This window comes from Streptomyces sp. NPDC007875 (assembly GCF_042868035.1).
Taxonomy (GTDB): Bacteria; Actinomycetota; Actinomycetes; order Streptomycetales; family Streptomycetaceae; genus Streptomyces; species Streptomyces antimycoticus.
In genome coordinates this window covers 322103-348596 of the sequence record NZ_JBIADZ010000010.1, presented here as the reverse complement: position 1 = coordinate 348596, position 26494 = coordinate 322103, and the positions used below count along the sequence as shown (strand labels likewise).

Annotated in this window: 26 protein-coding genes and 1 pseudogene; 13 read left to right on the top strand and 14 right to left on the bottom strand. The window is 70.7% G+C overall.

Annotated features, from left to right (window positions below; translation table 11 throughout):
- Positions 1-99 precede the first annotated feature (99 nt).
- The gene (locus ACFYOY_RS23180) at positions 100-768 is read left to right on the top strand and encodes an ABC transporter (RefSeq protein WP_388589210.1); all 669 of its coding nucleotides are present in this window, start codon (positions 100-102) and stop codon (positions 766-768) included.
- Between the two features lie 10 nt (positions 769-778).
- Positions 779-985, top strand: a complete 207-nt coding sequence (locus ACFYOY_RS23175) for a hypothetical protein (RefSeq protein WP_351878964.1) — start codon at positions 779-781, stop codon at positions 983-985.
- A 367-nt stretch (positions 986-1352) separates the two neighbouring features.
- Here the strand turns inward: ACFYOY_RS23175 and ACFYOY_RS23170 are convergent, their stop codons facing one another.
- Together ACFYOY_RS23170 and zapE are read right to left on the bottom strand one after the other, a co-directional pair.
- Positions 1353-2756 carry a PhoX family protein gene (locus tag ACFYOY_RS23170; RefSeq protein WP_351878961.1) on the bottom strand — a complete coding sequence of 468 codons (1404 nt, stop codon included), beginning with the start codon at positions 2754-2756 and terminating at the stop codon, positions 1353-1355.
- A gap of 171 nt (positions 2757-2927) precedes the next feature.
- Positions 2928-4037: a cell division protein ZapE gene (gene zapE, locus ACFYOY_RS23165; RefSeq protein WP_388589207.1), complete on the bottom strand. Its 1110-nt coding sequence runs from the start codon at positions 4035-4037 to the stop codon at positions 2928-2930.
- 67 nt (positions 4038-4104) lie between these two features.
- On the opposite strand from zapE, the gene ACFYOY_RS23160 reads away from it, so the two are divergent.
- The 4 genes from ACFYOY_RS23160 (at position 4105) to msrB (ending at position 7453) form a co-directional block, all read left to right on the top strand.
- Positions 4105-4959, top strand: a complete 855-nt coding sequence (locus tag ACFYOY_RS23160) for a pyrimidine reductase family protein (protein ID WP_388589204.1) — start codon at positions 4105-4107, stop codon at positions 4957-4959.
- A gap of 75 nt (positions 4960-5034) precedes the next feature.
- A complete protein-coding gene (locus ACFYOY_RS23155; protein ID WP_351878957.1) occupies positions 5035-5511 on the top strand; it encodes an indole-3-glycerol phosphate synthase in 477 nt (158 codons plus the stop codon).
- Between the two features lie 98 nt (positions 5512-5609).
- Complete coding sequence (gene murC, locus ACFYOY_RS23150) at positions 5610-7031, top strand: UDP-N-acetylmuramate--L-alanine ligase (RefSeq protein WP_388589201.1); 1422 nt, start codon at positions 5610-5612, stop codon at positions 7029-7031.
- 14 nt (positions 7032-7045) lie between these two features.
- Positions 7046-7453, top strand: coding sequence for a peptide-methionine (R)-S-oxide reductase MsrB (gene msrB / locus ACFYOY_RS23145; protein ID WP_078644451.1), 408 nt, complete (start codon positions 7046-7048; stop codon positions 7451-7453).
- Positions 7454-7456: 3 nt separating this feature from the next.
- Here the strand turns inward: msrB and treZ are convergent, their stop codons facing one another.
- The 9 genes from treZ to ACFYOY_RS23100 all read right to left on the bottom strand — a co-directional run bounded on the left by treZ (position 7457) and on the right by ACFYOY_RS23100 (position 17987).
- Entirely contained in the window at positions 7457-9217 is a 1761-nt protein-coding gene (treZ, locus tag ACFYOY_RS23140; protein ID WP_351878951.1) for a malto-oligosyltrehalose trehalohydrolase, read from the bottom strand.
- Between the two features lie 79 nt (positions 9218-9296).
- Positions 9297-10205, bottom strand: a complete 909-nt coding sequence (locus ACFYOY_RS23135) for a GNAT family N-acetyltransferase (protein WP_388589197.1) — start codon at positions 10203-10205, stop codon at positions 9297-9299.
- A 312-nt stretch (positions 10206-10517) separates the two neighbouring features.
- Complete coding sequence (locus ACFYOY_RS23130; protein ID WP_351878945.1) at positions 10518-11627, bottom strand: lytic polysaccharide monooxygenase; 1110 nt, start codon at positions 11625-11627, stop codon at positions 10518-10520.
- Between the two features lie 227 nt (positions 11628-11854).
- Complete coding sequence (locus ACFYOY_RS23125) at positions 11855-13009, bottom strand: transposase (protein ID WP_351878942.1); 1155 nt, start codon at positions 13007-13009, stop codon at positions 11855-11857.
- Positions 13010-13311: 302 nt separating this feature from the next.
- Positions 13312-15852, bottom strand: coding sequence for a malto-oligosyltrehalose synthase (gene treY / locus ACFYOY_RS23120; RefSeq protein WP_351878940.1), 2541 nt, complete (start codon positions 15850-15852; stop codon positions 13312-13314).
- Positions 15853-16088: 236 nt separating this feature from the next.
- On the bottom strand, positions 16089-16577 hold the full coding sequence (locus tag ACFYOY_RS23115; protein ID WP_351878937.1) for a hypothetical protein: 489 nt from the start codon (positions 16575-16577) through the stop codon (positions 16089-16091).
- A 90-nt stretch (positions 16578-16667) separates the two neighbouring features.
- Positions 16668-16790 carry a hypothetical protein gene (locus tag ACFYOY_RS23110; RefSeq protein ID WP_351878934.1) on the bottom strand — a complete coding sequence of 41 codons (123 nt, stop codon included), beginning with the start codon at positions 16788-16790 and terminating at the stop codon, positions 16668-16670.
- A 397-nt stretch (positions 16791-17187) separates the two neighbouring features.
- Entirely contained in the window at positions 17188-17379 is a 192-nt protein-coding gene (locus ACFYOY_RS23105; RefSeq protein WP_351878929.1) for a hypothetical protein, read from the bottom strand.
- A complete protein-coding gene (locus tag ACFYOY_RS23100; protein WP_351878926.1) occupies positions 17376-17987 on the bottom strand; it encodes a hypothetical protein in 612 nt (203 codons plus the stop codon). The genes ACFYOY_RS23105 and ACFYOY_RS23100 overlap by 4 nt, the downstream gene beginning before the upstream one ends.
- 228 nt (positions 17988-18215) lie before the next feature.
- Between ACFYOY_RS23100 and ACFYOY_RS23095 the strand changes: the two genes are divergently transcribed.
- The 7 genes and pseudogenes from ACFYOY_RS23095 to ACFYOY_RS23065 all read left to right on the top strand — a co-directional run bounded on the left by ACFYOY_RS23095 (position 18216) and on the right by ACFYOY_RS23065 (position 23344).
- A complete protein-coding gene (locus ACFYOY_RS23095) occupies positions 18216-18479 on the top strand; it encodes a hypothetical protein (RefSeq protein ID WP_351878923.1) in 264 nt (87 codons plus the stop codon).
- On the top strand, positions 18451-18978 hold the full coding sequence (locus ACFYOY_RS23090; protein ID WP_351878920.1) for a DUF6879 family protein: 528 nt from the start codon (positions 18451-18453) through the stop codon (positions 18976-18978). Before ACFYOY_RS23095 ends, ACFYOY_RS23090 begins: the two co-directional genes overlap by 29 nt.
- Positions 18979-19003: 25 nt before the next feature.
- The gene (locus tag ACFYOY_RS23085; protein WP_351878917.1) at positions 19004-19858 is read left to right on the top strand and encodes a helix-turn-helix transcriptional regulator; all 855 of its coding nucleotides are present in this window, start codon (positions 19004-19006) and stop codon (positions 19856-19858) included.
- Between the two features lie 785 nt (positions 19859-20643).
- The gene (locus tag ACFYOY_RS23080) at positions 20644-21270 is read left to right on the top strand and encodes an abortive infection family protein (protein WP_351878914.1); all 627 of its coding nucleotides are present in this window, start codon (positions 20644-20646) and stop codon (positions 21268-21270) included.
- 56 nt (positions 21271-21326) lie between these two features.
- The gene (locus ACFYOY_RS23075) at positions 21327-21701 is read left to right on the top strand and encodes a trypco2 family protein (protein ID WP_388589190.1); all 375 of its coding nucleotides are present in this window, start codon (positions 21327-21329) and stop codon (positions 21699-21701) included.
- 332 nt (positions 21702-22033) lie between these two features.
- Positions 22034-22882 (top strand): annotated as a pseudogene (locus tag ACFYOY_RS23070) (ComEC/Rec2 family competence protein); the annotation flags it as partial.
- A gap of 105 nt (positions 22883-22987) precedes the next feature.
- Positions 22988-23344, top strand: coding sequence for a hypothetical protein (locus ACFYOY_RS23065; protein WP_351878908.1), 357 nt, complete (start codon positions 22988-22990; stop codon positions 23342-23344).
- Positions 23345-23444: 100 nt separating this feature from the next.
- On the opposite strand, the gene ACFYOY_RS23060 is transcribed toward ACFYOY_RS23065, so the two are convergent.
- From ACFYOY_RS23060 to glgX, 3 genes are all read right to left on the bottom strand, one after another.
- Positions 23445-23651 carry a hypothetical protein gene (locus ACFYOY_RS23060; RefSeq protein ID WP_351878905.1) on the bottom strand — a complete coding sequence of 69 codons (207 nt, stop codon included), beginning with the start codon at positions 23649-23651 and terminating at the stop codon, positions 23445-23447.
- A 96-nt stretch (positions 23652-23747) separates the two neighbouring features.
- Entirely contained in the window at positions 23748-24071 is a 324-nt protein-coding gene (locus ACFYOY_RS23055) for a hypothetical protein (protein ID WP_351878902.1), read from the bottom strand.
- A gap of 193 nt (positions 24072-24264) precedes the next feature.
- Complete coding sequence (gene glgX, locus ACFYOY_RS23050) at positions 24265-26409, bottom strand: glycogen debranching protein GlgX (RefSeq protein ID WP_388589186.1); 2145 nt, start codon at positions 26407-26409, stop codon at positions 24265-24267.
- Between the last annotated feature and the right edge of the window lie 85 nt (positions 26410-26494).

Here is a 26494-nt window from a genome sequence, read left to right as displayed (position 1 = left end):
CCGGAGAGCCGGGCGGCCACTCCTTCGAAGCCACTGAAGACAAGAAAGCATCAGCCACACCCGGCCCTCCCGGGCCGCCTAACAACTTACGGAGAAGGCATGACCGCGCTGCTGCGCTATCAGGCGGCCCTGCTGGCCCGCTCGCACCGCTGGCTGCCGCCGCTGCTGCTCTACGGCGTGTTCCTGGGGATCGGGGTGCAGTCCGGGCAGCCGATCCTCGACTCGCTCGGCTACGCCGCCGCCGCGCTGCTGCCCATCGCCGCCTGGCTGGTGCGGGTGTGCGTCACCCAGGAGCCCGCCGCGGCGCGCGACTGCGCCTCGGCGGCGGTCGGACCGGCCCGGGTGCAGCTCGCCGCTGTGCTGACCGCGCTGGGCGCGGCGCTGCTGCTCGGCACCCCCGGGACGCTGCTCGTCGCGGCGGTCAGCGATCCGCACAGCGCGGACCACCAGCGCGAGGTCCCGGTGCCGGAGGCGACCGTCGCCGGGCTGCTCGCCGCGGTCGCGTGCGCCCTGCTCGGCACGGCCGTCGGCGCGCTGTGCAACCGGCCGCTGCTGCGCCGCCCCGGCTGGGCGATCCCGGTCACCATGCTCGCCGCGCTGCTGGTGTCGGTGGCCGGTGCCTCGCCCGCGAACGCCGCCGTGTCGGGGCTGGTCGACGGCTCGCGCAGCGGCACCGTGACGATGCCCCTGCTGCCCCTGGCCCTGGCCGGCGCGGCCGCCGCCGGGGCGACCGCGCTGGCCTGCGCGCTCAGCTCCCGCCGGTCGTAGGGTTCGGGTCATGGACGAGCGAGGAGCCATGGACGACCGCCGGGCCGTGAACGATCGACCGGTCAATGACGACCGTAAGGACCTTCCCGAGGGCCCGCCGTACGCGGATTGCGTGCTGTGCGGCGAGCCCACCGAGCACCCCGCCGCGCGCCCCGGAGCGACGCTGTGCCCCGTCTGCGAGTGGCAGGAGGGCCAGCGCACCGCCTGCTCCGGCTAGGAGGCGTCCGGCGCATCTTGCCGCCGGCGGCCGGCTGCTCCCCGCCCCTTCCCCAACCGGGGCTCTGGCCCGGACCTCGGGGTCCAGGGGCGGAGCCCCTGGCAATGGGCACGGGCGGGCCGCTTCTCTCCTCGTCCCTGCCCACGGCATCGATGTGCGGCTCCGCCGCATGGCTGGGTTCCGCCCCGGACCCCGGACCCCGGCCCCTGGACCTCTCGGGGTCCAGGGGCGGAGCCCTTGGTATCGGCAAGGGGCGGGGAGGGGAAAGCATCGATGTGCGGCTCCGCCGCGTGGTCCGCCGGACACCCCGTAGGCCCTGCCCGACGAAGCCGCCGGACAGGGCCCAGCCCAGCGCCGCGGAACGGCGCTAGTGGCGCCAGGGCCCGGTCACGGCGAACGTCGTGCCCGGGGTGTAGCAGTTCACGTACATCGTGCGGCGGTCCGGCGCGAAGGTGACGCCCGCGAACTCACCCCACTCGGGCTCCTCCGGTGTGCCGATGTTCTGTGCACCCCGGGCCATCGGATAGACCTCGCCGCGCCGGGTCAGCCCGAAGACGTGCTGGGCGCCGTTGCCGTCCTCGCAGACCATCAGGCCGCCGCTGGGCGCGAGCGTGATGTTGTCGGGGGACTCCCCGGGCAGTTGGACATCCGTCTCGGGGCCGAAGACGATCACTAGCGTGAGGCGCCGCCGGTCGGGGTCGTAGCGCCAGATCTGGCCGAAGTGATCGGCCGCCGAGCCGTCCGCGCTCTTGGCGAAGCTGGAGACGAAGTAGACGGACGAGCCGCCCCAGTAGCACCCCTCCAGCTTCTGGGCGTGGGTGATGCCGCCGGGGCCGAAGTCCTGGAAGCGGATGGGGGTTTGGCGGGCGAGCGGGTCGGGGACGTCCACCCACTCGACGCGGTCGAAGGTGGTGCCGGGCTCCTGGATGGTGGACAGATCGGGCACCCCCGGCACCCGCAGCGCCTGCAGCTCCCCGCCCGCCCGTAGCGAGCCGATGCCGCCGAGCGGCTTCTTCGGCCGGAAGCGGTAGAAGAGCCCGAACGGCTTCTCGAAGGCGTCCTCGGTCTCGTAGACGACGCCGCTGCGTGGATCGACGGCGATGGCCTCGTGCTGGAAGCGGCCCATGGCGGTGAGCGGTACGGCGCCGGTGCGGCGCGGATCGTAGGGGTCGACCTCGAAGATGAAGCCGTGGTCCTTGGTGTAGCCGTTGGTACCGGCCTGGTCCTCGGTCTCCTCGCAGGTCAGCCAGGTGTGCCAGGGGGTGGGACCGCCCGCGCAGTTGACCGCGGTGCCCGCGATGGCCACCCGCTCGGACAGCACGCGGTTGCCGGAGTCGAGCTCGAGGGCGGTGCAGCCGCCCAGGCCCATCGGGTCGTAGGTGAGGCCGTTCACCGCGGGGACGCGGATCGCGGCGTCGTTACGGTTCTCATGGTTGCGGACCAGATGCGTACGGCCGTGGCGGCCGCCGCTGCGGCCCGGGAAGGCGGCCATGCCGTCGCAGTGGCTGGGGACCTTGCCCTCGCCGGAGCGGAGCTCGTCGCCCTCGCGCGAGAGCACCCGGTAGCGGAATCCCTCGGGCAGGTCGAGCAGTCCGTCGGGGTCGGGGACCAGGGGGCCGTAACCGCCCCGGCCGAGTGGCGGGGAATCCGGTTCGGCGGCCGCGGCCGTTCCGGCGAAGAGCTCGGAGACGCTGCCGGTGAAGGCGATCGAGGCGATGGAGGCCCCCAGCGCGCCGGTGCGGCCGAGAAGCTGACGTCGTGTCGCTGACATGCGGTAACTCCCTGCTGGCGGACAGAGAATATGACCGCACGTGTGTATCACGGGTGCGGGTGCGCGGGAACCATCCGATCAGCGGTGCGCGGGTCGATCAGCGATGCACGCGTCGGTCAGCGGTGCGTCCCGGGTCGGGCCATGTACCGCGACCATCCGCGCTCAACGTCTCTACGACGCGGCGTCGGCCAGCCCCTTCGCGTCCCGGGCCAGGGCCGTGAGCCGGGATATCGCCCGGAAGTACTTCTTCCGGTAGCCCCCGTTCAGCATCTCCTCGCTGAAGAGCTGGTCGAACGGCACTCCGGAGGCCAGCACCGGCACCTCGCGGTCGTAGAGCCGGTCGGCCAGCACCACCAGCCGCAGCGCGGTCGACTGGTCGGGTATCGGGCCGACCCCGGTCAGGCAGACGGCCTGGACGCCGTCGCACATCGCGCCGTAGCGGCTCGGATGCACCCGGGACAGATGGTCCAGCAGGGTGGGGAAGTCGTCCAGGGAGGCACCGGGGACGTGGTGTGCCGCCCGGGTGACCGTCTCGTCGGAGTGCGGGGCCGGGGCCGCGGGCAGACCGCGGTGGCGGTAGTCCTCGCCGTCGATGCGCAGCGTACGGAAGTGGGCGGACAGCCCCTGGATCTCGCGCAGGAAGTCGGCCGCGGCGAACCGGCCCTCGCCCAGCTTGCCGGGCAGCGTGTTGGACGTCGAGGCGAGCGCCACGCCCGCCTCGACCAGCTTGCCCAGCAGCGTGGAGACCAGGACGGTGTCGCCCGGGTCGTCCAGCTCGAACTCGTCGATGCACAGCAGCCGGTGGCCGCTCAGGGTCTTCACGGTCTGCTGGAAGCCGAGCGCGCCGACCAGGTTGGTCAGCTCCACGAAGGTGCCGAACGCCTTCAGCTCGGGGGCGGCCGGGGTGGCGTGCCACAGGGAGGCCAGCAGATGGGTCTTGCCGACGCCGTAGCCCCCGTCGAGGTACATCCCGCGCGGGCCGCCGCTCGCGGCGGGCTTGGCCTCCCGGCGGAACCAGTGCCTGCGGCGGCCGCCCTTCGCGCCCGCCCCGCCGTCGAGCCGTCCGGCGAAGCCGCGCAGCGCCTCGACCGCCTCGGCCTGGCTGGGCTGGCCGGGGTCGGTGATGTAGTTGTCGAAGCTCACGGTGGCGAAGCGGGGAGGCGGCACCATCTCGGCGACCAGGCGCTCCGCGGGAACCTGCGGCGCACGGGCGGTGAGAGCGACGGGGGCTTCGGCGGCTATGCGGCCTGCCGAGCCGGATGCGGTGGTTGGTGCAGACACGGATATCCAGGGTAGTCGCTCTTCACCCGAGCACTGTCCGAGAGGGAGGCATGTCACACTGCGGCCTATGCGACGCCTGTTCCCCGTGCCTGTCCGAACGTCTGCCGACAGCTCCGCCGAAGCGTCAGCCGGAGAGCGTGAAACCGGAGCGCGTGTACTCGAAGACCGTGCAGCCGAAGACCGTGAATGGGGCCTCGACGAACTGGCCGACGCCTATGCGTATCCGGAGCCGCCGCACGGCCCCTCGGGCGCCTTCCTGCGGGCCAACATGGTGTCCTCACTGGACGGGGCGGCCCATCACGACGGCCGGTCCAAGCCCCTGTCCTCCGACGCCGATATGCGGATCTTCGGGGTGCTGCGCGGGCTCGCCGACGCCGTGGTGGTGGGCGCGGAGACCGTGCGCCTCGAGGGATACCGCCCGGCGCGTGCCCGGGAGGCGTTCGCCGAGCGACGAGCGGCGCTCGGCCAGGCGCCCGCGCCCGCGATCGCCGTGGTGAGTGCGAGCCTGGACTTGGACTTCTCGACGCCGCTGTTCACCGAGCCGCTGGTCCCGACGATCGTGATCACGGGCGCGGCGGCCGCGGCGGAGCGGATCGAGCGGGCCCGTGCCGCGGGGGCCGAGGTGGTCTTCGCCGGGGCGGGGCCGTCCGGACGGGTCGACGCGGCGGCGGTCGTGACCGCGCTCGCCGAGTTCGGCCACACCCGGCTGCTCACCGAGGGCGGCCCCACGCTGCTGGCGCAGTTCGCGGCTGCCGGGGTGCTGGACGAGCTGTGTCTGGCGGTGGCTCCCCTGGTCACCGCGGGCGACGCGAAGCGGATCATGGACGGAGCCGAGCTGGGGGAACCGGAACAGTTCACTCTCGATTCCGTCCTGGAGGAAGCCGGGTTTCTTTTCACCCGCTACCGTCGGATTTACCAATAACTTATAAAAACGTCCGTAAACCCGCGAAAAGGATCGCGAAGGAGAAGGGCATCCGCCGTGTTCACGAGCGTATTGATGATTGAGAAGCCCCTGACCCCCGCCGACGTGGAATTCGTCACCACCTTGCACGGCGATGACCCGGTCTCCTTCGTCGTCCTGATGCAGCCCCGGGGCAGCAAGGACCGGCTGCTGCGCGCGATCGACGACATCGCCCTCGGTGAGCTGGAGCAGGCCACCCAGGAGGGGGAGGAGCCGGAGGGCAAGGAGGCGCTGGAGCCCGCCGAGCAGGCGCTGACCCACTCGGTGGCGGCGCTCGAAGCGGCCGGGAGCCGGGCCCGGGGCCATGTCGTCCAGCGCCGTCCGCTGGAGGTGCTGCGCGGTGTCGTGGAGGAGACCCAGGCCGATGAGGTGATCGTGCTGACCGCCCCGCACTTCGTGGAGGAGTTCTTCCACCGGGACTGGGCCTCGCGGGCGCGCCACAAGGTGGGGGTCCCGGTGCTGAAGCTCTTCTCGCACGCGGTGGACGAGGACCAGACCACGGCCGGCGGCTGAGCCGCGGCGCGGGTCCCCGCGGCCATCGGCGGGGCGGGCCGCCGGGGGTGCGAGAATCGGGCCGACAGCACTCACCGAGAACCAGGGGAGACCCGTACATGGCACCGGCCGGCACCGCCTCCGACGCGCTGGATCGACCGCACTTCATCGGCATCGGCGGCGCCGGGATGTCGGGCGTGGCGAAGGTCCTCGCCATGCGCGGCGCACGGGTCTCGGGCAGCGACACCAAGGACTCGCCGATCGTCGGGGCGCTGCGCGAGCTCGGCGCGACGGTGCACATCGGCCACGCCGCCGGGAACATCGCCGCCGACGCCACCAGCGTCGTCGTCTCCAGCGCCATCCGCGCCGACAACCTCGAAATGGTCACGGCGCACGAGCGCGGCATCCCGGTGGTGCACCGCTCCGACGCGCTCGCCGCGCTGATGGACGGCTCCCGGCCGATCGCGGTCGCGGGCACCCACGGCAAGACGACCACGACCTCGATGCTGGCCGTCTCACTGCGCACCCTGGGCCTGGACCCGTCGTACGTCATCGGCGGCGATCTGGACGCCCCCGGCTCCAGCGCCCGCCACGGCGACGGCGAGATCTTCGTCGCCGAGGCCGACGAGAGCGACCGCAGCTTCCACAAGTACGCGCCCGAGGTGGCGATCATCCTCAATGTGGAGCTCGACCACCACGCCAACTACGCCTCGATGGACGAGATCTACGCGTCGTTCGAGACCTTCGTCGGCCGGATCCGGCCCGGCGGCGCGCTGGTGATCTCCGCCGACCAGTCCGGCGCCCGTGAGCTGACCGCCCGGGTCAGCGGGGGCGAGGCACCGCGCGTGCTCACCTACGGCGAGGACGAGAGCGCGGACGTACGGGTCCTGGCCATCGAGCCGCACGGGCTGACCAGCGAGGTCACCGTCCGGCTGGCGGAGTCGCTGGGCGGTGCGGAGATCACCTTCACCGTCTCCGTCCCCGGCCGCCACTACGCGCTCAACGCCGTCGCCGCCCTCACCGCGGGCGCCGCCCTCGGCGTCCCGGCCCACGAGCTGGCCCCCGCGCTCGCCTCGTACACGGGCGTCAAGCGGCGGCTGCAGCTCAAGGGCACCGCGGCCGGGGTGCAGGTGATCGACTCCTACGCCCATCACCCCACCGAGATCGCCGCGGACCTCGAGGCGATCCGCGGCGGCGCCGGGGAGGGCCGGGTGCTGGTGGTCTTCCAGCCGCATCTCTTCAGCCGCACCCAGGAGCTGGGCACCGAGATGGGCGAGGCGCTCGCGCTCGCCGACGCCTCCGTGGTCCTGGACATCTACCCCGCCCGTGAGGACCCGGTCCCCGGCATCACCAGTGCCCTGGTCATCGACGCCGCGGCCCGCCACGGGGCGGATGTGACGGCCGAACACGACCGGAACGCGGTCCCCGAGCTGATCGCCGGAATGGCCAAGCCCGGTGACCTTGTTCTCACCATGGGCGCGGGCGATGTGACCGATCTCGGTCCGGAGATTCTCGCCCGTCTGCAGAGCCCGGAGAACTGAGGAGGTCCGTCCCCATGGCGTACGAGATCGACAAGCCGGAGGAGCAGTGGCGCGCCGAGCTGACCCCGCAGGAGTACCACGTACTGCGGGAAGCCGGCACCGAGCGTGCCTTCACCGGTGAGTACACCGATTCCAAGACGGTCGGCGTCTACTCCTGCCGGGCGTGCGGGGCGGAGCTCTTCCGCTCGGAGACGAAGTTCGAGAGCCACTGTGGCTGGCCGTCGTTCTACGACCCGGCGGACAGCTCGGCCGTCGAGCTGCTGGAGGACCGCTCGCACGGTATGGCCCGCACCGAGGTGCGGTGCACCCGCTGCGGCTCGCACCTCGGCCATGTCTTCGCGGGCGAGGGCTACCCCACCCCGACCGACCAGCGCTACTGCATCAACTCCATCTCGCTGCGGCTGACCCCCGAGGAGGGCTGAGCCTCAGGGCCTCGGCCCCAGCCGCAGCACGGCGGCGGTCTCGGGCGGCAGCCTCAGCATGCCGTCCGGGCCCGGGAGCTCGATCCGCCGCCAGGCGGCGACCACCTCGGTGACCTCGCCGGTCCGGGGCCCCAGCCAGGTCTCGACCGGCCGGTCACCCGGGTTGAGAAGGACCCGCAGCGGGCCGCGCTGAAAGCTGAAGCAGCCGTCCGAACCGGTGGACAGACCCGTATACGCCCAGGTGGGGTCGGTCAGGGCCGGTTCGGCGCGGCGCAGCGCGATCAGCCGGCGGTACCAGTCGAGCAGCGCCCGGTGCGGCTCCCGCTCCGGCTCCCGCCAGTCGAGGCAGGACCGCAGCCGGGTGGCCGGATCCTGGGGGTCGGGGATGTCCCCCTCCGCCCAGCCGTGGGCGGCGAACTCACCGAGGCGGCCGGACCGTACCGCCTCGGCCAGCTCCGGATCCTGGTGGTCGGTGAAGTACTGCCAGGGCGTACGGGCGCCCCACTCCTCGCCCATGAAGAGCATGGGGGTGAAGGGCGCGCACAGCACCACGGCCGCCGCGCAGGCCAGCAGCCCGGGGGAGAGCCGGGCGGCGAGCCGGTCGCCGACCGCCCGGTTGCCCACCTGGTCATGCGTCTGGGCGTAGCCGAGCAGCCGGTGCGCGGGGGTGGTGTGGGGGGTCAGCGGCGTGCCGTGGCGGCGGCCCCGGAACGTCGAATGGGTGCCGTCGTGGAAGAAGCCGCCCATCAGCGTCTTGACCAGGGCCCCGGGCCCCTCGGCCGCGAAGTCGGCGTAGTAGCCCTGGCGCTCACCGGTGAGAAAGGTGTGCAGGGCGTGATGGAAGTCGTCGTTCCACTGCGCGTGCAGCCCGTGGCCGCCCGCCTCGCGCGGGGTGGTGGTGCGCGGATCGTTGAGATCCGACTCGCCGATCAGGAACAGCGGGCGGCCGGTGCGGGCGGCCAGCGCGTCCACGGCCGCCGACAGCTCGGCCAGGAAGTGCCGGGCCCGGTTGTCGCGCAGCGCGTGCACCGCGTCCAGCCGCAGCCCGTCCAGGCGGAAGTCGCGCAGCCAGGCGAGCGCGCTGCCGGTGAAGTACGCGCGCACCTCGTCGGAGCCGGGCGCGTCGAGGTTGACCGCCGCCCCCCAGGGGGTGTGGTGGGTTTCGGTGAAGTACGGGCCGAAGGCCGGGAGGTGGTTGCCGGAGGGGCCCAGATGGTTGTGGACCACATCGAGGACCACCCCGAGGCCGTGCCCGTGCGCGGCGTCCACGAACCGCGCCAGCCCCTCCGGCCCGCCGTACGGCTCGTGCACCGCCCAGGGCGCCACGCCGTCGTACCCCCAGCCATGGGTCCCGGGGAACGGGCAGACGGGCATCAGCTCCACATGAGTGACGCCCAACTCGGCCAGGTGCGGCAGCCGTTCGGCCGCCGCCTCGAAGGTGCCCTCGTGGGTGAAGGTGCCGATGTGCAGCTCGTAGAGGACCGCGCCCGGCAGGGGCCGCCCGAACCACTCCCGCTCCCAGCGGAAACGGGAGTGGTCGACCACCGCGCTCAGCCCCTCGGGGCCGTCCGGCTGGCGGCGGGAGCGCGGATCGGGGAGCGGCGGGCCGTCGTCCAGCGCGAAGCCGTACCGCGTCCCGTGCCCGGCCTCGGCCTCGGCCCGCCACCACCCCTCGCGGCCCGGGTCGGGCTCCATGGGGCGGTCACGCCCGTCCACATGGAGCCCGACCCGCCCGGCGTGCGGCGCCCACACCTCGAACAGCACTGGCGTCTCCTCACCTCGACCGACGGTCCCCGACCATGCTGCGGGACGCGGCGCCGGCGGCGCAGCAGGGCGACACCGGTCAGATGAGGTCGATGCGCTCCTGTGTGACGGGATACCCCGCCCTGGCGAAGTGCGCGGCCATGGGGAGGTTGGGCTGGTCCGTCGCCGCCGCGATCTTCGTGGCGCCCTGCTCCACCAGATCGTGGGTGCACTCCACGAGCAGGTCGTACGCGTAGCCGTGGCCGCGCTGCTCGGCGACGACCCCTATGTAGCCCACGCAGGGCCCGCCGGGATTGCGCGCGGGCACCTGGATGCCGACCAACTCGCCTTCGGGCGTCCAGGCCAGCCGCCACCATTCGCGCGGCGACGGAAACCAGGAGAGGATGTCCACGAGCTCCCGGACCGCGGCATCGACACCTTCTTGGGCGATGGCGCGCCGGTCGTGCGCGTCGAGCGTGTCCGGCATGATGCGGCGCAGCGCGTCCTCGATCGCCGCGTCATCGGGCTCCGGCCGGAACTCCAGCCGTCCCGGGCGCTCGGGCAGTCCGCACTCCGGCGTCCACTCATAGCGGTAGCGCTCGACCAGGGGGACGAGCCCGCTCGCCACGGCGGCGTCGATGCGGGCCTGGGCGGCGGCCCGCACCTCGGGCTGATCGCGCCAGCCGGGCGGGGCCAGCAGGCTGTACTCGGTGCGCAGCGGTGCGGTGCGCAGCAGTTCGGCGGCGGCGTCGGCCTCGCCGTCGGCGAAGTCGAACCAGTCCAGGGCGATGGGCGCGGTGTCCTCGGGCCCGGCCCACCACGCGGCGCGGGCCACGACCCGCTCCTCGCGCAGCGCCACCCAGGTCCAGTCGGGGCGGTATTCGCCGCCCTGGCCGACGGTGGCGTAGGTGTGGCCGAGGCAGGCCCGGCCGACGAGCGCGGGGACCCGCAGGGTGTGGAACAGATGGGCGTCGTCCTCGGTGAGGGGACGGATGACCAGATCGGTCATGGGGTTCCTTCCAGGAGAGTGATGCGCTCCCGGTCGGATGCCTGATCGATGGGGATCAGACGCGAATACGCCCGGCGGACAGGGGGCGGGAGCGCGGATAGGTCGTGATGTCCATTGCTCTCGCCTCCTTCCTCGTTTCAGGGCGTGCCCGCACTCTATGGGCACCGATGTCGCTGTGTCCACGCCATTTTCCCGGGGGGCCGGTCTGCCGCCCGCGAGGGGGAAGGGGCGGCAGACCGGCATGGGATGAGGTGCACCTGACAGATCAATGAGCGGGTCGGAGCACCTGCGTGGACTGGTGTGAGAGGCAGACTAGTGCACCATGCAGATCGGCGCGGCCGCCGTGTCCGGGGAGCCGCCGCCGGCCGTATAGCCGAAGGTCGTCGACGCCCCGGCGGCCAGTGAACCGTTCCAGTCGGCGTTGGTGACCGATGCCGAGGATCCGGTGGCGGACAGCTTGCCGTTCCAGACGCTGTCGATCCGCTGCCCGGACGACACCGTCCAGTCGACCATCCACGAGGAGATGGGCGTGGCACCGGAGTTGGTGACCGTCACCTCGGCCTGATAGCCGCCGTTCCAGGTGCTGGTCACCTTCTGGGCGGCGGAGCAGGAGGCCGTCGGCGGGTTGCCCGGCGGGTCCGTGGGGTCGCTGCCTCCGCCACTGCTGCCGGGGACCGTCACCTCGCCGTTGCCGCCGTCGAAGACCACGTCGGAGCAGCTGTAGAAGGTCTCCTGGCTGTCCGAGCGCGTCCACACGGTGTAGATGACGTGGCGCCCGCTCTTGCCGGAGGGCAGATTGGCCGTCCAGGTGTACTTGCCGTCGACCGTGCCGACCTGACCGGACAGCGGCGGGTCCGTCACCGTGTTGAACGGCTGGTCCTCCAGGTCGTTCCAGGTGAGCGGCTTGGTCGGGTCGATCGGGGCCTTGGTGACATAGCTGCGGAACGACCCCGGGTGCGCGGCCCAGGCGTTGTACGAGAACTGCATCGACTTGCCGGCCGTCAGATGGGTCACCGGCCAGTCCTTGCTGCCCACGTCGAAGCCGGAGAAGTCGTAGACGGTGGCCGCGCCGCTGCACAGCTTGCCGTCCGGGATGAACCCCTTGGTACGGCCCGCGCCGTCCGAGCGGAGCACCGCGAACCAGTTGTAGAAGGGCGTCGCACCGCTCTTGTCGTACGCGGCCTTGCACGCCGGATTGGTCGGCTTGACCTCACCGGTCGAGGACAGGCTGTACTTCCAGCAGAGGTAGGTGCGGCTGCCCGGCGCCATCGGCGCGCCGTGTGCGGAAGCGCCGCCCGAGGAGAAGAAGACGAGGCCCAGGGCGGGCAGGACCGAGAGCAGGACCAGAAGTACGGACCTGCGTGCGCCGGAGGGGCCCGGCGGGCGTGCGGAAGTGGCGAGAGCCAGTAATCGTCGAGGCATTGTGCGTGTTTCCCTTCGACGTGAACGGGTCAGGAACCGTCGGTGTGGGAGCGCTCCCAATTGCTTGGTGAACGTAGCGCGCCCCCGGGCAGCTGTAAATGCTTCAGGACGTCACCTTCTCGGCCGTGAACGGCCGAGCTTGTGCACTCGGTCGTTCACACCTCGTCGCGCTCCCGACTGCCCCCTACGACAGGACGGTCACGGGTCGCATCCACCCGTCCCCCCGGTCAGGGGGAGGATGCGGGTGCGGTGACGAACACCCACGCCGAGCGTGCGCGGTCGCGCACGTTCACCCCGGCGACGACGTCGGCCGGGCCAGCGAGCCCGCACCGACGACAGCAGAAGTGGTCCCGGTCGGGCCGGTTGGCTCGACCGGTGTGCCCGCAGCGCGGACAGCGCTGCGAGGTGTAGGCCGCATCCACCTCGAGGAACGGCACCCCGGCCTTCCTCGCTTTGTAAGCGAGGTGCTGTCCGAGTTGGTGGAAGTGCCAGGAGGAGAGGGTGCCCCGCTGGTCACGGCGTAGCCGTACCCGATCCCGGATCCCGCCGAGATCCTCGACGGCGATTCCTCGACCGGTGCGTTGCGCGACGGACACGATCTCCTTGCTGATCTGGTGGTTCACGTGGGTGGCATGGCGCTTCTCTTTCTGCGCCCGGCGGACCAGACGGCGGGTCGCCGAACGGGTGTTCTTCTTCTGGAGGTCGGCGCGTTTGCGGGCCTGCCAGCGCCGGTAGCGGCCCAGACGGCGGCCTTGGTGGCTGGTGCCGTCGGACGTGGTGGCGAGGTTCACGATGCCCCGGTCCACCCCGATCCAGTCGACCGGCTCGTACACCTCGGGATCCGGAATGTCACAGGTAGCGATCAGATACCACGTGCCGCCGCGCTGGACGAGATCGCTCTCGCCCTTGCGGTAGGTCACGAGCGTCTTGAGCTGGTCGGGGGAGCAGGCGAAGCGGACACCCTTCATCCGCCCGTCCACCGTCCAGATGGAGACGGTGCGCGCGTCGTACTGCCAGGACAGGCAGCGGTCGTCGAACGGCTGGGCCGCCCCGGGCCGGAAGACGACCGGGGTGCCGACCGCCGTGCGGTACCGCTTCGATGTGGACGGGCCCAGATTCCCGGCCCGCAGATTGGCCTTCAGCGTCGCATAGGCGTCCACGACCTTCTTCACCACCCGCACCGTCGGCTGAGCCGCCAGTCCGAAGTCCGCTTTCAGGTCCGCGTACACCTTCTTCTGCAGACCGTTGCGGTCCTTCAGGCCCTGGGCAAAGGCGACAGCGGAGGCGTGAGTGGCGGCCCGGTTGCACGCCCGCAGGGTCGCCTCCAACGCCGACGCCTGTCCGGGTGTCGGCAGCAGTTTCACCTGAACCACCAGCTTCATGACATCGGACCGTAGTGCGACCACCGCACACACGAGCACCCTTCACCCGGCGATCACCACAACCAGTTACTCATAGGGCGGTTGTTCGCATTCCCCGGCTTCGCCGGGCAGCCGTGTGGGCGCTCCGCGCCCCACAGAGCCGATGTGGCGACGCTCCGCGTCGCGACCACGAGAGCGATTTCTCCCCGGCGTGAACGCGGGGGAGACAACGCCAGATCCAGGTGGCCGCAGGCTTTCTGGCCGTCAGGCAAGGCTGGACGGGCCGCGCCGGTGGGCCCGGTTGGGCCGTTCCGGTGGGCCCGTCAGTTCCGGATCAGCAGCGCCACCGGAAGCCGGGACAACAGCTCATCCAGCGCCGCCGGGCCCTCGGCGGTCCGCCCGGTCAGCAGGTCCCGCCACCGGCCCGGTGGCAGCGGCAGCCGGGTGGCGCTCCAGCCGCCCGCCTCCGCCAGCCGCCGCGACAGCCGGGTGACCACGGTGACGGCGCCGTCGTCCGTGCCGTCTGTGCCGTCTGTGCCGTCTGTGCTGTCCGTGCCGTCCGTCCGTAAGAAGGCCACGCAGTGCTCGGCGGACGGACCGGAGGCGAGCAGGGGCGTATACGTACTCCCGGGGCCGAACCACCCCGGATGCTCTCGTCGCAGGTTCAGTGCCGCCCGGGTGAGCAGCAGCTTTTCGGCCGACGGGCCGTCCGCCGGTTCGCCGCCCAGCTCGGGCGGGCGGCGGTTGTCCGGGTCGACGAGGGCCGTATAGACGCGCTCGGTGCCCATATAGAGGTCGGGGACGCCCGGCATGGTGAGGTGGAGCAGGGCGGCGCCGAGCGCGTTGGCCCGCGCCGGACCGTCGAGTTCGGCGTCGATCGCGGCCCACACCGACGGGTCGGCCGCGCAGGGCCCGGCTTCCAGGAAGGCGGTCACCTCCGCCTCGTACGCCGCGTTCTGCTCCGTCCACGTCGTCCGCAGCCCCGCCTCGCGCACCGCCTTGAGCACGGCCGGGACCAGCCGTTCGGCGTCCCCGTGGCCTCCGGGGCCCAGCGCGAGCGCGGTCTGCCAGGCCGTCCAGGCCAGATGGGGATCGGGGGCGGGGGCGGTGGCTGAGCGGGTCAGCTCCTCCACCGTCCGCCCCCACCAGCCCGGGCCTTCGGTGAGCGCCGCGAGCCGGGCCCGGGCGTCCGCGCTGCGCTTGGTGTCATGCGTGGAGAGCACCGTGCCCGTGGCGGGCCAGTCCCTCAGGCGCCGGGCCGAGAAGGCGTGGAACTCCTCGGGGGCCACGGCCGGCCGCCCCGGATCGCCGCCCACCTCGGCGGCCGACAGCAGCGGGGCGTAACGGTAGAAGGCGGTGTCCTCGACCGACTTGGCGCGCAGCGCGGCCGCAGTCTGAGCGAAGCGGGCGCAGAAGTCGCGGTGGTCCGGGCCGTCCCCGAGCCCGCCCAGCGCCGCGTCCCGCACCACCCGCACCACCTGGGCCTCCTGCGCCACCGTGAACGCCTCCCGGGCGTCCGCCGCCGCCGAGCGCAGCATCACCGCGTCGGCGTCCGTCGCGGGCGGGCCGCCCACGGAGGCGTACGGACGGTAAACCGGCAGCCGCACCAGCAGCTCCCGGATCGCCGTGCGCAGCGCCCAGGGCGCGTGGTCGCGCAGCCGGGGATCGGCCGCGCAGATGCGCGATGCGCTGCGCGTCAGCCGCTCCACCTCGGCGGCCAGCTCATGCGTGACCACCTCATGGGCGGCGCGGCGGACCGTGGCGGCCCAGTCGCCGCCCAGGTCGGCCGGGGGAGCGGCGAAGGCGCGGTAGAGGGCGGTCAGCTTCTCCAGTCCGTCCGGGTCCACGAAGAGCCCGTCGATGTGGTGCAACGCGTCATAGCCGGTGGTCCCGGCGACCGGCCAGGCGGCGGGCAGGCGCTCGTCCCGGGCGAGGATCTTCTCCACGACGGTCCAGCGGGCGCCACCGCCTTCCGGCGCGGTCGACTGGCCGCCCCCGACGTCCGGCGCGGCCCGCCGCCCGCCCCCGCCGTCCTCGCCTTCCCCGCCCGGACCGCGCACCCCGTCTCCCGCCGCCGCCCGCACCGCACGGTCCAGCCGCCGCAGATACCCCTCCGGGCCGGCGAGCCCGTCCGGATGGTCGATCCGCAGCCCGTCCACGACCCCGTCCCGCACCAGCTCCAGCAGCGCGGCATGGGTCGCGGCGAACACCTCGGGGTCCTCCACCCGCACCGCGATCAGCTCGGAAATGGTGAAGAACCGCCGGTAGTTGAGCTCGGTGCGGGCCAGCCGCCACCAGCCGAGCCGGTACCACTGTGCGTCCAGCAGCTCGGCGAGCGGCAGCCCCTCGGTGCCGGGCCGCAGCGGGAAGGCGTGGTCGTAGTAGCGCAGCGCCCCGTCCTCGACCCGCAGCCGGTCCCACTCCTCGCCGAGCGGACCGCCGAGCACAGGCAGCAGCACCTTGCCGCCCTGGGCCTGCCAGTCGATGTCGAACCACCGCGCGTACGCCGACTCCGGCCCGTCCCGCAGCACCTCCCACAGCGGGGCGTTGAGCCGTTCGGGGGCGGGGGCGGCCATATGGTTCGGGACGATGTCGACGATCAGCCCGAGGCCGTGCGCCCGCGCCGTACGGGCGAGGGCACGCAGCCCCTCCTCGCCGCCCAGCTCGGCCCGGACGGTGGAGTGGTCCACCACGTCATAGCCGTGGGTGGAGCCGGGCACCGCCTCCAGTACGGGCGACAGATGCAGATGGGAGACGCCGAGCGAGGCCAGATACGGCACCGCTCGCTCCGCCGCCGCGAAGGGGAAGGCGGGCTGGAGCTGGAGGCGATAGGTGGCGGTGGGTGTGCCGGGGTCAGCCGTCATAGGAACGTACGTACCCACCCGGCGCGCCCCACCACAAAAAGGACATCTACTTGAGGGTTTCGATGACCCTTCGGGGTGAGTACCGGCACCGGGACCCGGATCCGATCAGGCATCCCGAGAACGAGATCCCGGACGAGGGCATCAACAGGAACCTGCTCGTCCGAGAGCTTGCTCAACCAGGGGAACGAGTTGCGCTACACGGGCTTTCCTCTTGCACCTGGCGGGGTAGGAACGCGTCAGCGCATCGGGCACGGGATCGTCGGGCGGATGCGGTTGGGGCTGCATGCGACCACCTGGACCGAGGCGAAACCCGTACCTCGCAGGTACCATCCGCCGATTACATCCACGCCCCAGCGGAGTCGGTCATCCGCGGCTGCGAACCACTCTCCCTGCCGAAACGAGTCCCTGTCGTGGTCAGTTAGGAATGACGGGCTTAACTCGCTGACCTGGTCTCTGTACCAGGCGGAGGCTTTGTCGGGTGCCTCGAAGGTGGCCTTGATCATTCTGGCCGGGCGGAGCAGCCAGTGCGGTACCTCCAGCGGGGGCACGTCGCTCGCCATGAAGGCGAGGCTGGCCGCCGCGATCTGTTTCCACTCCTGGGCCGGGATGTCATGTACGACGAGGTGCGGCGGCCGTCGGGCGGACTCGTCGTCGTAGGTGCGGCGCTCTCCGGTCCAGCGGTAGCAGTGCCAGTGGGCTGGCATGGGCGGGGGCGGAGCGGTCATCGGAGGTACCTCCTGGTGGTGGGAGTGGCCCGCCCCCTGGTCGGGCGGGAACCGGGCCAGGGGGCGGGCTGCTATGGCGCTTGACGCGGGTTACCTCGCGTACTGGCGGCCGTCGTCCGAGTCGCCCCCACCGCTCGGTGACGGGGCGTCCGTGTCGGGCATGGTGTCGCCGTCTTCCGGGTCCTGACGGGCGACGACATGCTGTAATCGCATAGGGCCTCCTGAGTTCACGCGCAGGGGTGTCCCCGCGCGATGGCGCGGTGCTCGTCCCGGCCACTGGCCTGCAAGCGGGAAGCCGGGGTGAGCCTTGTTGGACGGGACTCCGGCCCGGCGGTGCAGCCGGGACCGGAGTCCCCTCATCCCCTGCCTTGTCGGTGGCCGTGCCCGGCTGATTCGACCGACAGGGGGCTTGGAGGGCGGGCCGCTGACGCCGTCGTCCGGTACGGGGGCCCGGAACACCAGCAGCCCACCCGGCTTATGGGGGGGCTCGCGAAGCAGAGCCAGACCGCGAGCACCAGCAGCGCGGGAAGCACGCAGAGCAGCAGGACGCGCCGGGTGGCGCGGAAGGCGAGCAGCCCGGTCTGCACGGCGGTGGAGTGTCGGCGGTGCCTCATGTGGCCCCCTCTGAGTGGGCCTTCCGTGTGGCCTCCTCGTAGGCGTGCAGCAGTTGCTCGCCGGTCTCACAGCTCCCGCCGGGTGTCCGGCAGGCGAGGCAGCCCGCGGCGTGCTCGATGGCCGTACGCCACGCCTCGTCGGCGAACGGGTCCTCGATGTCCTCGGCGGTCTGCTCGGTGGCCGTCATCGGGTCCTGCCCCGTTCGAGGGCGCGGCGCCTGGCGGCGGCCTCGGTGACCGCGTCACGCTCGTAGGTCCCGGCGTGCGGCGGGCAGGCGTAGACGGTGCGGCCCGCGCCGCTGGCGCTGTGCTGGACGTCCACGATGACCGGCTCGTCGGTGGGGAGATCGCAGTAGTAGCAGAGCTGGCGGCCGTCCGGTTCCGGGCCGAGGACGTCGCGGAGGGCCCGGCTCAGGGCGCGGAGCAGGTGATCGGTGTCGGTCAGGTACCGGTCCGGACCGAGCGGGATCCGCCAGTATGTCCGGTGCTCGGGCCCCCAGGAGGCGGGCGGTACGCCGAGGAGGGTGCCCTCGTCGGCGAGTTCGGTGAGGATGCGGACCTGGCGCATGCGCCAACTGCGGGCGGTGGAAGTGTCGACGGCGATCAGCCAGTACGTCTTGCCGTAGGTGTCGTCCTGGATGACGGCGCCGGACCGGTCGCCGAGCAGTTCCAGGGCGCGGTCGGCAACAGGGGTGGGCGTGGAGATGGCGTCCCACCATTTGCCCACCGGTAACGCCTCGATGTCCTCGGTGTTCGGCGGTGTCCACGGGAGGGCTTGGGTGGGAGAAGTGGCCATGTTGGCGCTCCTTGAGGCGTTGACTGCGCCCCGGGAGGTTCCACCGCCTCGCCGGGGTCTCGTCGTAACCCACGACGCTAGGAACGCGCGTATGGCCCCTCTAGTGATGTGCAGATTTGTGCACCGGGCCTACTCGGACGGGTGGGATGCAGCGCCCCCTCTTGACGGCCTACTCACGACGGCTGACGGTGTTGCACACAACTGCACAACTCATTGACGGAGGCGGTCATGTCGTCGCTACTGTTCATCGGCATTGACCCCAACACCGGGGACAAACAGAGTCCCACGGTGTGGGTCGACCAGGAGAAACAGGAACTTGTCTTCCAGGGTTGGAAGCCGGGCCCCGAGCTTGAAGCACAATGCGCCGCGTTCGAGTTGCCGGGCCATGCGAAGGGCATCCCGGACAACGAGGCCGTGGTCCGTATCCCCGCCAGGATGGTGCACATGATCAGGGAGGCGTGTGATGCCGTCGAGCGCACCGACATTCGATGAGCTGATCGCCAATTGCACGCGCTCTGCCGTGCACCTGGAGATGCGGGACGCCTACGCCGTCGACTACGAAGAGGGCCCGTTCGCCGCATGGAGGAACGGGTTCCGCCACGACCCGGCGGACCGCGAGTCCTGGTGGCGTCCGTGGCTCGACTTGATCCAGGAGACTGTAGGCCGCAGCGTCGTGGTGCGCCGGGCCCGTATCGTGTCCGAGCCGGTCAGCGAGTACACCCGTTTCCTGTACGACGGCACGTTCACGAACGTCGCGGCTGGCGAACAGGTGCGGTGGCTGCCCCGACGCCGGGCCTCCGACATCGCCTTGCCGGGCAACGACTTCTGGCTGTTCGACGACCGGTGGGTCCACTGGAACCACTTCGCCGGTGACGGATCGTGGACCGGCGAGGAGATCACCGACGACCCGGCCGCAGCCAAGCTGTGCGCCGAAGCATTCGAAACGGTGTGGACACGCGCCACCCCGCACGAGCAGTACAACATCCACTGACAGCGCGCACCGGACAGGCCAGCTCATGCCCATCTCCCCGTCCTCTTCGGCCCAAGCTGCGCGCGAAGTCGTCGCGCGGCGGCTTCGCGACCTCCGCAAGAGCGCCGGGCTGACGGTCGTCGAGCTGGCCAACCGGTGCGCCTGGCACCACTCCAAAACCTCCCGCATCGAGAACGCCCAGACCGGCCCGTCAGCGAAGGACATCCGCGCGTGGACTAGTGCCTGCGCGGCGACCGATCAGGCGGAAGACCTCATCGTCCAATCCCTGCACGCCGAGTCGATGTACACGGAATGGCGGCACCAGGTCCGTCGAGGGATGAAGCAGCTACAGGACAGCGCGGTGCAGCTCTTCCACAACACCGAGCTGTTCCGCATCTACTCCTCGACGATGGTCCCGGGGCTGTTGCAGACCGAGGGGTACGCGGCAGCACTGCTGAGCAACATCGCAGACTTTCGCGGCATCCCGTTCAATGATGGCGCCGAGGCCGCAGCCGCCCGCGTTGAGCGATCCCGCATCATCCATGAGCGAGGCCACCGGTTCGTGATGCTCATCGAGGAGGCAGTCCTATACGCCCAGCTAGGGGACGGGGACGCGATGGCGGCACAGCTTGGCCATCTGCTCAGCGCTGGCGCCCTGCCCCAGGTGTCGCTGGGCATCATCCCCAAGGCCACACGTGAGCGGCGGCAGTGGCCGGTCGAGACGTTCCACGTGTATGACGACACCCTCGTATCGGTGGAGTTCGTCTCGGCGGAGGTCAACATCACCCAGCCCTCCGAGATCGCCTTGTACCTGAAGGTGTTCGAGCGGCTGCGCAACATGGCCGTGTACGGGGCCGAGGCGCGGGCGCTGGTCCTGAAGGCCATCGAGGCCCTGCACTGAATCCGGGAACGACAAAAGCCCCCTCGCCCGGCCCGAAGGCCGACACTGTTGGCACCGGGCACATCACCTCCCTTATCTCTCCCACCGACGGCTTCTCCACGGACCTGGACGGCTTCTCGCTGGGCCACCTGGCGGTCTTCGACGCGGCCCCGACCACGATCTTCACCGGGGCGGATTCCTGAGACAGGTAATGCCGATCCTTGTCAGGCCCCCAGTAGCTGTCCCAGTGTGCGCCGACGCCCATCATGACGTCGTCCGGGTCCTCCGCGTTGAGCATGATCGAACTCGCCCGGTGGTACTCGGCCATGGCGCGAACGGCGACGGCTTTGACCTGCTCTTCGAGTTCGCGCAGCTTGGACTGTTCGTGCCAGAGGGTCGGCAAGATGTGCTCGACCGCATACTTCATTTCATTGAGGTAGTCGCGCATCGGCATACGGGAGGAAGCGGTCATGCGCGCACCCTAGCCGTGTCCCCATCGCCAGTGGTCCGCCAGGACTTTTTGTCGGAAAAGGCCGTGACCGTGTCAGGGTCTGCTCGTATCTTCAGACCATGACCGTCACCGCACGGCGGGAGCTGGTGAGCCCCGCGACCCGCAACGCCTTCCGCTCTCTGGCCACGGACCTGACGGTTCGGATCGTGGCCGAGCTGTGGGAGGACCACGGGTTCGCGCCCATCCCGCCAGATGAGCTGAAGTACCAGGACCCGGGTCAGCGGCGGACCGAGTTCATGCTCTACGCGGAGGGTGTGGACTGGTCCGATCCGAATCAGGTCCGGCGGGCCCTCCTGTGGTCTTTGAGGACTTCATCCGTGCGTACCGGGACCCGAACGACCAGGGCACCCCGAAGTGGCTGGACGACATCCGAGTCCGTCTGGAGCGCGACGGGTTCGCGCTCGACAAGGAGGGGCGCATCTCGTGGTCCAACCCGCCCGTGCTGGTCCGTGACCTCAGCACCCTGAGCGACGCCTCCGGCATCACGATCGAGCTGGAGCGCATCCGGCGGGACCTGACCACCGACCCCCACGGCACCATCGGGGCGGCCAAGCAGCTCATCGAGGCCACGGCGAAGACGGCACTCCGGGAGCTGAGCATCGAGGTCGACAAGAACGCTGCGCTCCCGTCGCTGATCAGCACGGTACACAAGGAGTTGAAGCTTGATGCGGCCTCCGCCCCGGAAGGGCCGGACGGCAGTAAGGCCATCAAAAAGATTCTGTCCGGGGCCGTGAACATCGCCGTGGGCGTGGCGGAGCTGCGCAACCAGGGCTTCGGTAGCGGCCATGGCCAGGCAAGCGCTCCGTCGGGGCTCGGTGTCCGTCACGCCCGCCTCACGGTCAACGCTGCCGTGACCTGGTGCGAGCTGATCCTCGACACGCTGGCTGATCCCCAGGCGCCCTGGCGGAAGGCATCGACCTGACCCCTCTTGCGGCCTCCCCAGCGTGATCAACAACGCAACTTCCGAATGGAGCCTCCATGGCGCAGGTCAACGTCTCAGACGCACTTCGACTTCTCTACGAGGAGCTACACGAGGCGATGACGACCATCCCGGTCAGAGACGGCCTGAACTTCCGCTACGACAGTGTGGAGGTCGAACTGGCCATGGAGATGGAGGAGTCCACGGAGGGCGGAGCTGGCGCGAAGTTCTGGGTTGTGGAGGCTAACGGCAAGAAGAACGCGGGGCACTGTGCCGCTCATACGATGCGGATCAACCTCACCCCGGTCGTCGAGCCGGACAGTGACCTGCGCCTGTCGTCTCAATGCGCAGCAGCTTCGTGCCGGAGCCTCGCCTTTCCCGGCTCCTCTTTCTGCCGTCACCATCGGATTCAAGAGGAACAGCCGGACAGATGACGACTGCTTCCGGGCGATCGAATAGTCCACCCACTCCTTGCGGAGCTGGGCCGAGCTGACCTCGGAGAGGTTGGCCTTGACGCTGTACTGGGCGAGTTCTCTACGGGTGTCGGCCATCCGGATGTTGAGCTTGTCTCCCGGGCGGAACGGTCGCCGTCCAGGAGTTCGTCCTCCAGCTCCCCCTTCCGCTTCTCCCAGCGGGCGAGCTTGGTCTCCAGAGCCGGCCGGGGGTCGTTGACGTCCTTCTCGGCCGCCGCCTCAACCTCCTCCAGCCCCTTGAACAGCAGCTTCTCCACGAGGGGCAGCAGGTCGTTGATCTGGATCGTCCGGCCGCCGCAGCCGCCGTCGCACCGCCGCTCGCCCAGTGGATCGCCTGGTCGGCGGGCTGGCCCGCCGAGTGGATCGCCCAGGTGGCCCGCACCGGCGCGGCACTGCCCGGGGCCGAGGCGGACTGGCCGGACGGCTGGACCGGCGCGCTCCTGCTGGCCGCCGTCTCCCTGGCCGTGGTCCTCGCGGGCCGCCGACTGCTGCGCCACCGCCTGCTGTGTGCCGTATGCGCGCTGCTGGTGCTGCTGGCCGTGGTACGCCCGGCACCCCTGGCCCGGGTCATCACCGGCTGGCCACCGCCCGGTTGGCGGATGGTGGCGTGCGATGTGGGCCAGGGCGACGCCCTGGTCCTGGCCGCGGGCCCCGGCACGGCCGTCGTCGTGGACACCGGCCCCGAGCCACGAGCCGTCGACCGCTGCCTGCGCTCCCTGGGCATCGTCCGGATCCCGCTCCTGATCCTGACCCACTTCCACGCCGACCATGTGGCCGGGCTGACCGGTGCGTTACGCGGCCGCGCGGTCGGCGCGATCGAGACGACCGCCCTGGAAGAACCACCCGGCCAGGCTAAGTCCGTACGCCGCACGGCCCGGTCGGCGCATATCCCGGTCATCCCGGCGCAGCCAGGGGAGCGACGACGCTTCGGCCCGCTGGCCTGGCAGGTCCTCTGGCCCGCCCGGTCACCCGCCCCGACCGCGACCGAGGGCCCGAACGACGCAAGCGTCACCCTCCTCGTCCGCACGGCGGGCCTGACCCTGCTCCTCCTGGGCGACCTCGAACCCCCCGCCCAGCAGGCCCTGCTGACGAGACACCCGGCCCTTCCCGAGATCGACGTCCTCAAGGTCGCCCACCACGGGTTCACTCAAAACGTATCTACTTGAGAGTTTTCGGCCCGTTCCGCGGTGGGTGATCCCCTATCGGACCGATACTGGCGCTCTTGCATGTTCTCAAGGGGAGGGGCCATGGCGCAGAAACCTGTACCGAAGCATCTGAAGATCACCATCGACTTCGACCTCACCACCGAAGGGTCGACGGTCCGCTACAAGCGGGCGCATGAAGCGTACGAGGTCGCCGTCGAGGCGGCGATCCGTGGGGCGCGAGAGGTGTTGCCGCCCGACAGCGTCCGGGAGATCACCAGTGAGATCGACTGGTCGTACCGCTGGCAGCGGAATGGCGTCGTCCGTTACACCCGCCCGGACGCCGACGGCGAAGAGGAGCACTTGACCGAGGACGACTTCTACTTTGACGTCGAGAGGGGCGAGTGGAGGCGGCAGTGGCTGGATGAGCGCGGCGATATTGACGGCGATTTCGGCGATTGAGGTAGCGCGGCGACACGGCTGCGAGGCGGTGGGCCGCGCGTTCTCCGCATGAAGGCCCCGGTCGTCTGAGGCGGCCCGGGGCCGCTTCATTTGGCAGGTGCTACGGCGGGTCGGCTTCCTCCAAGGCATCCCGCACGACGCCGACGGCCTCGGCCGTGACCGCCCAGGAGGAGATGAGCTGGTCCAGTGTCCAGAGGAAAGCGGTGTGCGTCCCGGCCGTGTGGGCCGCCTCGATGATCTCGCCGAGGAACTCGTACGCCCGCTCGTCCGAGAGCTTGCTCAACCAGGGGAACGCGCTGCTCTCCATGGGCTCTCCTCATCGCCTGGCGGCCCTGTAATCCGATAGGAAGGCCCCGCCCGCACCGCCACGGGGGCGACATACGGGCTGGGCTTGATGCGGTCGTCAGCGCATCGGGCACGGGATCGTCGGGCGGATGCGGTTGGGGCTGCATGCGACCACCTGGACCGAGGCGAAGCCCGTACCTCGCAGATACCACCCGCCGACCACATCGCCGCCCCATCTGAGCCGGTCATCCGCTGCCGCGGACCACGCTGCCTGACGTTCGAGTTCCCTGTCGAACTCCGACATGAACGAAGGGGCTAACTCTTCCACCTGGCCCATGTACCAGCCGAGTGCTTCAGCCGGCGCCTCGAACGTCGCTTTGATCATTCTGGCCGGGCGGAGCAGCCAGTGCGGTACCTCCAGCGGCGGCACCTCGCTCGCCATGAAGGCGGGGCTGGCCGCCGCGATCTGTTTCCACTCCTGGGGTGAGGCGTCCTGTAAGCGCCCCCTTCCGGCCGGAGCTGAAAAGGGGGCGCAGAACTCTTGCGATCAGCTTCTGGGGGCCTGGAGCTGCGACCATGAGGCGGGGCCCGGAGGCCGCTACGCGGCCGAGCCCGGACCTGAGCAGACTCCCGGCCTAAGCGGGCCGCTGCAGCACCATCAGGCTGCGGTCTACCAGGGTCAGCACATCGCCCGCCGCCACCTTCGCCCCGCTGCCCGGCTCCACGCCCTCCGGCACCGCCGTGTCCACGATGACCTGCCACTGCTTGCCGTGGTCGATGGGCACGACGAAGTCCAGCGGCTCATGGTGCGCGTTGAACAGCAGCAGAAACGAGTCATCGGTGATCCGCTCACCGCGCACCCCCGGTTCGGAGATCGCGCTGCCGTTGAGGAAGACCGCGAGGGACTTGGCGTGTGCCGCCTGCCAGTCGCGCGGGATCATCTCCTCGCCCTCATGGGTGAACCAGGCGATGTCCGACAGCTCGTCATGGGTGCCCTCCACCGGCCGTCCGTGGAAGAAGCGGCGGCGCCGGAAGACCGGATGGTCGCGGCGCAGCCACACCAGCGAGCGGGTGAAGCGCAGCAGCTCCAGCGCCGAGCGGTCCTCCCACTCGCCGTCCTTCCCCTTGACGTGATCCGGCCACCGCACCCAGGACACCTCGTTGTCCTGGCAGTACGCGTTGTTGTTGCCGCCCTGGGTGCGCCCGAACTCATCGCCGTGGCTGAGCATCGGCACGCCCTGGGAGAGCATCAGGGTCGCGACGAAGTTGCGCATCTGGCGCTCGCGCAGCGTCCGCACCGCCGGATCGTCGGTCTCGCCCTCGACCCCGCAGTTCCAGGACCGGTTGTAGCTCTCGCCGTCCTGGTTGGACTCGCCGTTGGCCTCGTTGTGCTTCTCGTCGTAGCTCACCAGATCGCGCAGGGTGAAGCCGTCATGGCAGGTGACGAAGTTGACCGAGGCCAGCGGGCGCCGCCCGTCGCCCTGGTAGAGGTCGGAGGAGCCGGTCAGCCGGGAGGCGAATTCGGCCAGCGTCCTCGGCTCACCGCGCCACAGATCCCGCACGGTGTCCCGGAACTTGCCGTTCCATTCGGTCCACAGGGGCGGGAAGTTGCCGACCTGATAGCCGCCCTCGCCGACGTCCCAGGGCTCGGCGATCAGCTTCACCTGGCTCACCACCGGATCCTGCTGGACCAGGTCGAAGAACGACGACAGCCGGTCCACCTCGTGGAACTGCCGGGCCAGCGTCGCCGCCAGATCGAAGCGGAAGCCGTCCACATGCATCTCGGTCACCCAGTAGCGCAGCGAGTCCATGATCAGCTGCAGTACGTGCGGGGAGCGCATCAGCAGGGAGTTCCCGGTGCCGGTGGTGTCCATGTAGTACCGGCGGTCCTCGGTCAGCCGGTAGTACGAGGCGTTGTCCAGGCCCCGGAAGGAGAGCGTGGGGCCCAGGTGGTTGCCCTCGGCCGTGTGGTTGTAGACCACGTCCAGGATGACCTCGATGCCCGCCTGGTGCAGCGCCCGGACGGCCGATTTGAACTCCAGCACCTGCTGGCCCCGGTCGCCCCAGGAGGCGTAGGCGTTGTGCGGGGCGAAGAAGCCGATGGTGTTGTAGCCCCAGTAGTTGGCAAGACCCGCGTCGGCCAGCCGGTGGTCGTGGACGAACTGGTGTACGGGCATCAGTTCCAGCGTGGTGACGCCCAGCTCCGTCAGATGTTCGATGATCGCCGGATGGGCGAGCGCCGCGTAGGTCCCGCGCAGCTCCTCCGGCAGCCGGGGATGGCGCATGGTCAGCCCCTTGACATGCGCCTCGTAGATGACCGTGCGGTGGTAGTCGATGCGCGGCGGGCGGTCGTCCCCCCAGTCGAAGTACGGATTGACCACGACCGACGCCATGGTGTGCGGGGCGGAATCGAGGTCATTGCGCTTGTCGGGCCGCCCGAAGTGGTAGCCGTAGACTTCCTCGCCCCAGCCGATCCGCCCGCTGATCGCCTTGGCGTACGGATCCAGCAGCAGCTTGGCGGAATTGCAGCGGTGGCCGGATTCCGGCTCGTACGGGCCGTGGGCCCGGAAGCCGTAGCGCTGCCCCGGCATGATCCCCGGCAGATAGGCGTGCCGGACGAACGCGTCGGACTCCCGCAGCTCGACCGCCGTCTCCGAGCCGTCGTCGTGCAGGAGGCACAGCTCGATGCGGACAGCGGCCTCGGAGAACACCGCGAAGTTGGTTCCGGCGCCGTCGTACGTGGCGCCAAGGGGGTAAGCCTGCCCCGGCCAGACCTGCATACGTCGACTCTTCCACTTCTTCTCCGGGGGCCGCGAACACCCCAGGCACCGGACGGAACCTGACCGACCCTGCATCCTTTCCCAA

Bases quoted from the DNA above. Each gene is read 5' to 3' on its own strand.
- ACFYOY_RS23180 (WP_388589210.1), top strand. From the start codon at position 100: ATGACCGCGCTGCTGCGCTATCAGGCGGCCCTGCTGGCCCGCTCGCAC.
- ACFYOY_RS23175 (WP_351878964.1), top strand. From the start codon at position 779: ATGGACGAGCGAGGAGCCATGGACGACCGCCGGGCCGTGAACGATCGA.
- ACFYOY_RS23170 (WP_351878961.1), bottom strand. From the start codon at position 2,756: ATGTCAGCGACACGACGTCAGCTTCTCGGCCGCACCGGCGCGCTGGGG.
- ACFYOY_RS23160 (WP_388589204.1), top strand. From the start codon at position 4,105: ATGCGACGCCTGTTCCCCGTGCCTGTCCGAACGTCTGCCGACAGCTCC.
- ACFYOY_RS23155 (WP_351878957.1), top strand. From the start codon at position 5,035: ATGATTGAGAAGCCCCTGACCCCCGCCGACGTGGAATTCGTCACCACC.
- murC (WP_388589201.1), top strand. From the start codon at position 5,610: ATGGCACCGGCCGGCACCGCCTCCGACGCGCTGGATCGACCGCACTTC.
- msrB (WP_078644451.1), top strand. From the start codon at position 7,046: ATGGCGTACGAGATCGACAAGCCGGAGGAGCAGTGGCGCGCCGAGCTG.
- ACFYOY_RS23135 (WP_388589197.1), bottom strand. From the start codon at position 10,205: ATGACCGATCTGGTCATCCGTCCCCTCACCGAGGACGACGCCCATCTG.
- ACFYOY_RS23130 (WP_351878945.1), bottom strand. From the start codon at position 11,627: ATGCCTCGACGATTACTGGCTCTCGCCACTTCCGCACGCCCGCCGGGC.
- ACFYOY_RS23125 (WP_351878942.1), bottom strand. From the start codon at position 13,009: ATGAAGCTGGTGGTTCAGGTGAAACTGCTGCCGACACCCGGACAGGCG.
- treY (WP_351878940.1), bottom strand. From the start codon at position 15,852: ATGACGGCTGACCCCGGCACACCCACCGCCACCTATCGCCTCCAGCTC.
- ACFYOY_RS23115 (WP_351878937.1), bottom strand. From the start codon at position 16,577: ATGACCGCTCCGCCCCCGCCCATGCCAGCCCACTGGCACTGCTACCGC.
- ACFYOY_RS23110 (WP_351878934.1), bottom strand. From the start codon at position 16,790: ATGCGATTACAGCATGTCGTCGCCCGTCAGGACCCGGAAGACGGCGAC.
- ACFYOY_RS23105 (WP_351878929.1), bottom strand. From the start codon at position 17,379: ATGACGGCCACCGAGCAGACCGCCGAGGACATCGAGGACCCGTTCGCC.
- ACFYOY_RS23100 (WP_351878926.1), bottom strand. From the start codon at position 17,987: ATGGCCACTTCTCCCACCCAAGCCCTCCCGTGGACACCGCCGAACACC.
- ACFYOY_RS23095 (WP_351878923.1), top strand. From the start codon at position 18,216: ATGTCGTCGCTACTGTTCATCGGCATTGACCCCAACACCGGGGACAAA.
- ACFYOY_RS23090 (WP_351878920.1), top strand. From the start codon at position 18,451: ATGCCGTCGAGCGCACCGACATTCGATGAGCTGATCGCCAATTGCACG.
- ACFYOY_RS23085 (WP_351878917.1), top strand. From the start codon at position 19,004: ATGCCCATCTCCCCGTCCTCTTCGGCCCAAGCTGCGCGCGAAGTCGTC.
- ACFYOY_RS23075 (WP_388589190.1), top strand. From the start codon at position 21,327: ATGGCGCAGGTCAACGTCTCAGACGCACTTCGACTTCTCTACGAGGAG.
- ACFYOY_RS23065 (WP_351878908.1), top strand. From the start codon at position 22,988: ATGGCGCAGAAACCTGTACCGAAGCATCTGAAGATCACCATCGACTTC.
- ACFYOY_RS23060 (WP_351878905.1), bottom strand. From the start codon at position 23,651: ATGGAGAGCAGCGCGTTCCCCTGGTTGAGCAAGCTCTCGGACGAGCGG.
- ACFYOY_RS23055 (WP_351878902.1), bottom strand. From the start codon at position 24,071: ATGGCGAGCGAGGTGCCGCCGCTGGAGGTACCGCACTGGCTGCTCCGC.
- glgX (WP_388589186.1), bottom strand. From the start codon at position 26,409: ATGCAGGTCTGGCCGGGGCAGGCTTACCCCCTTGGCGCCACGTACGAC.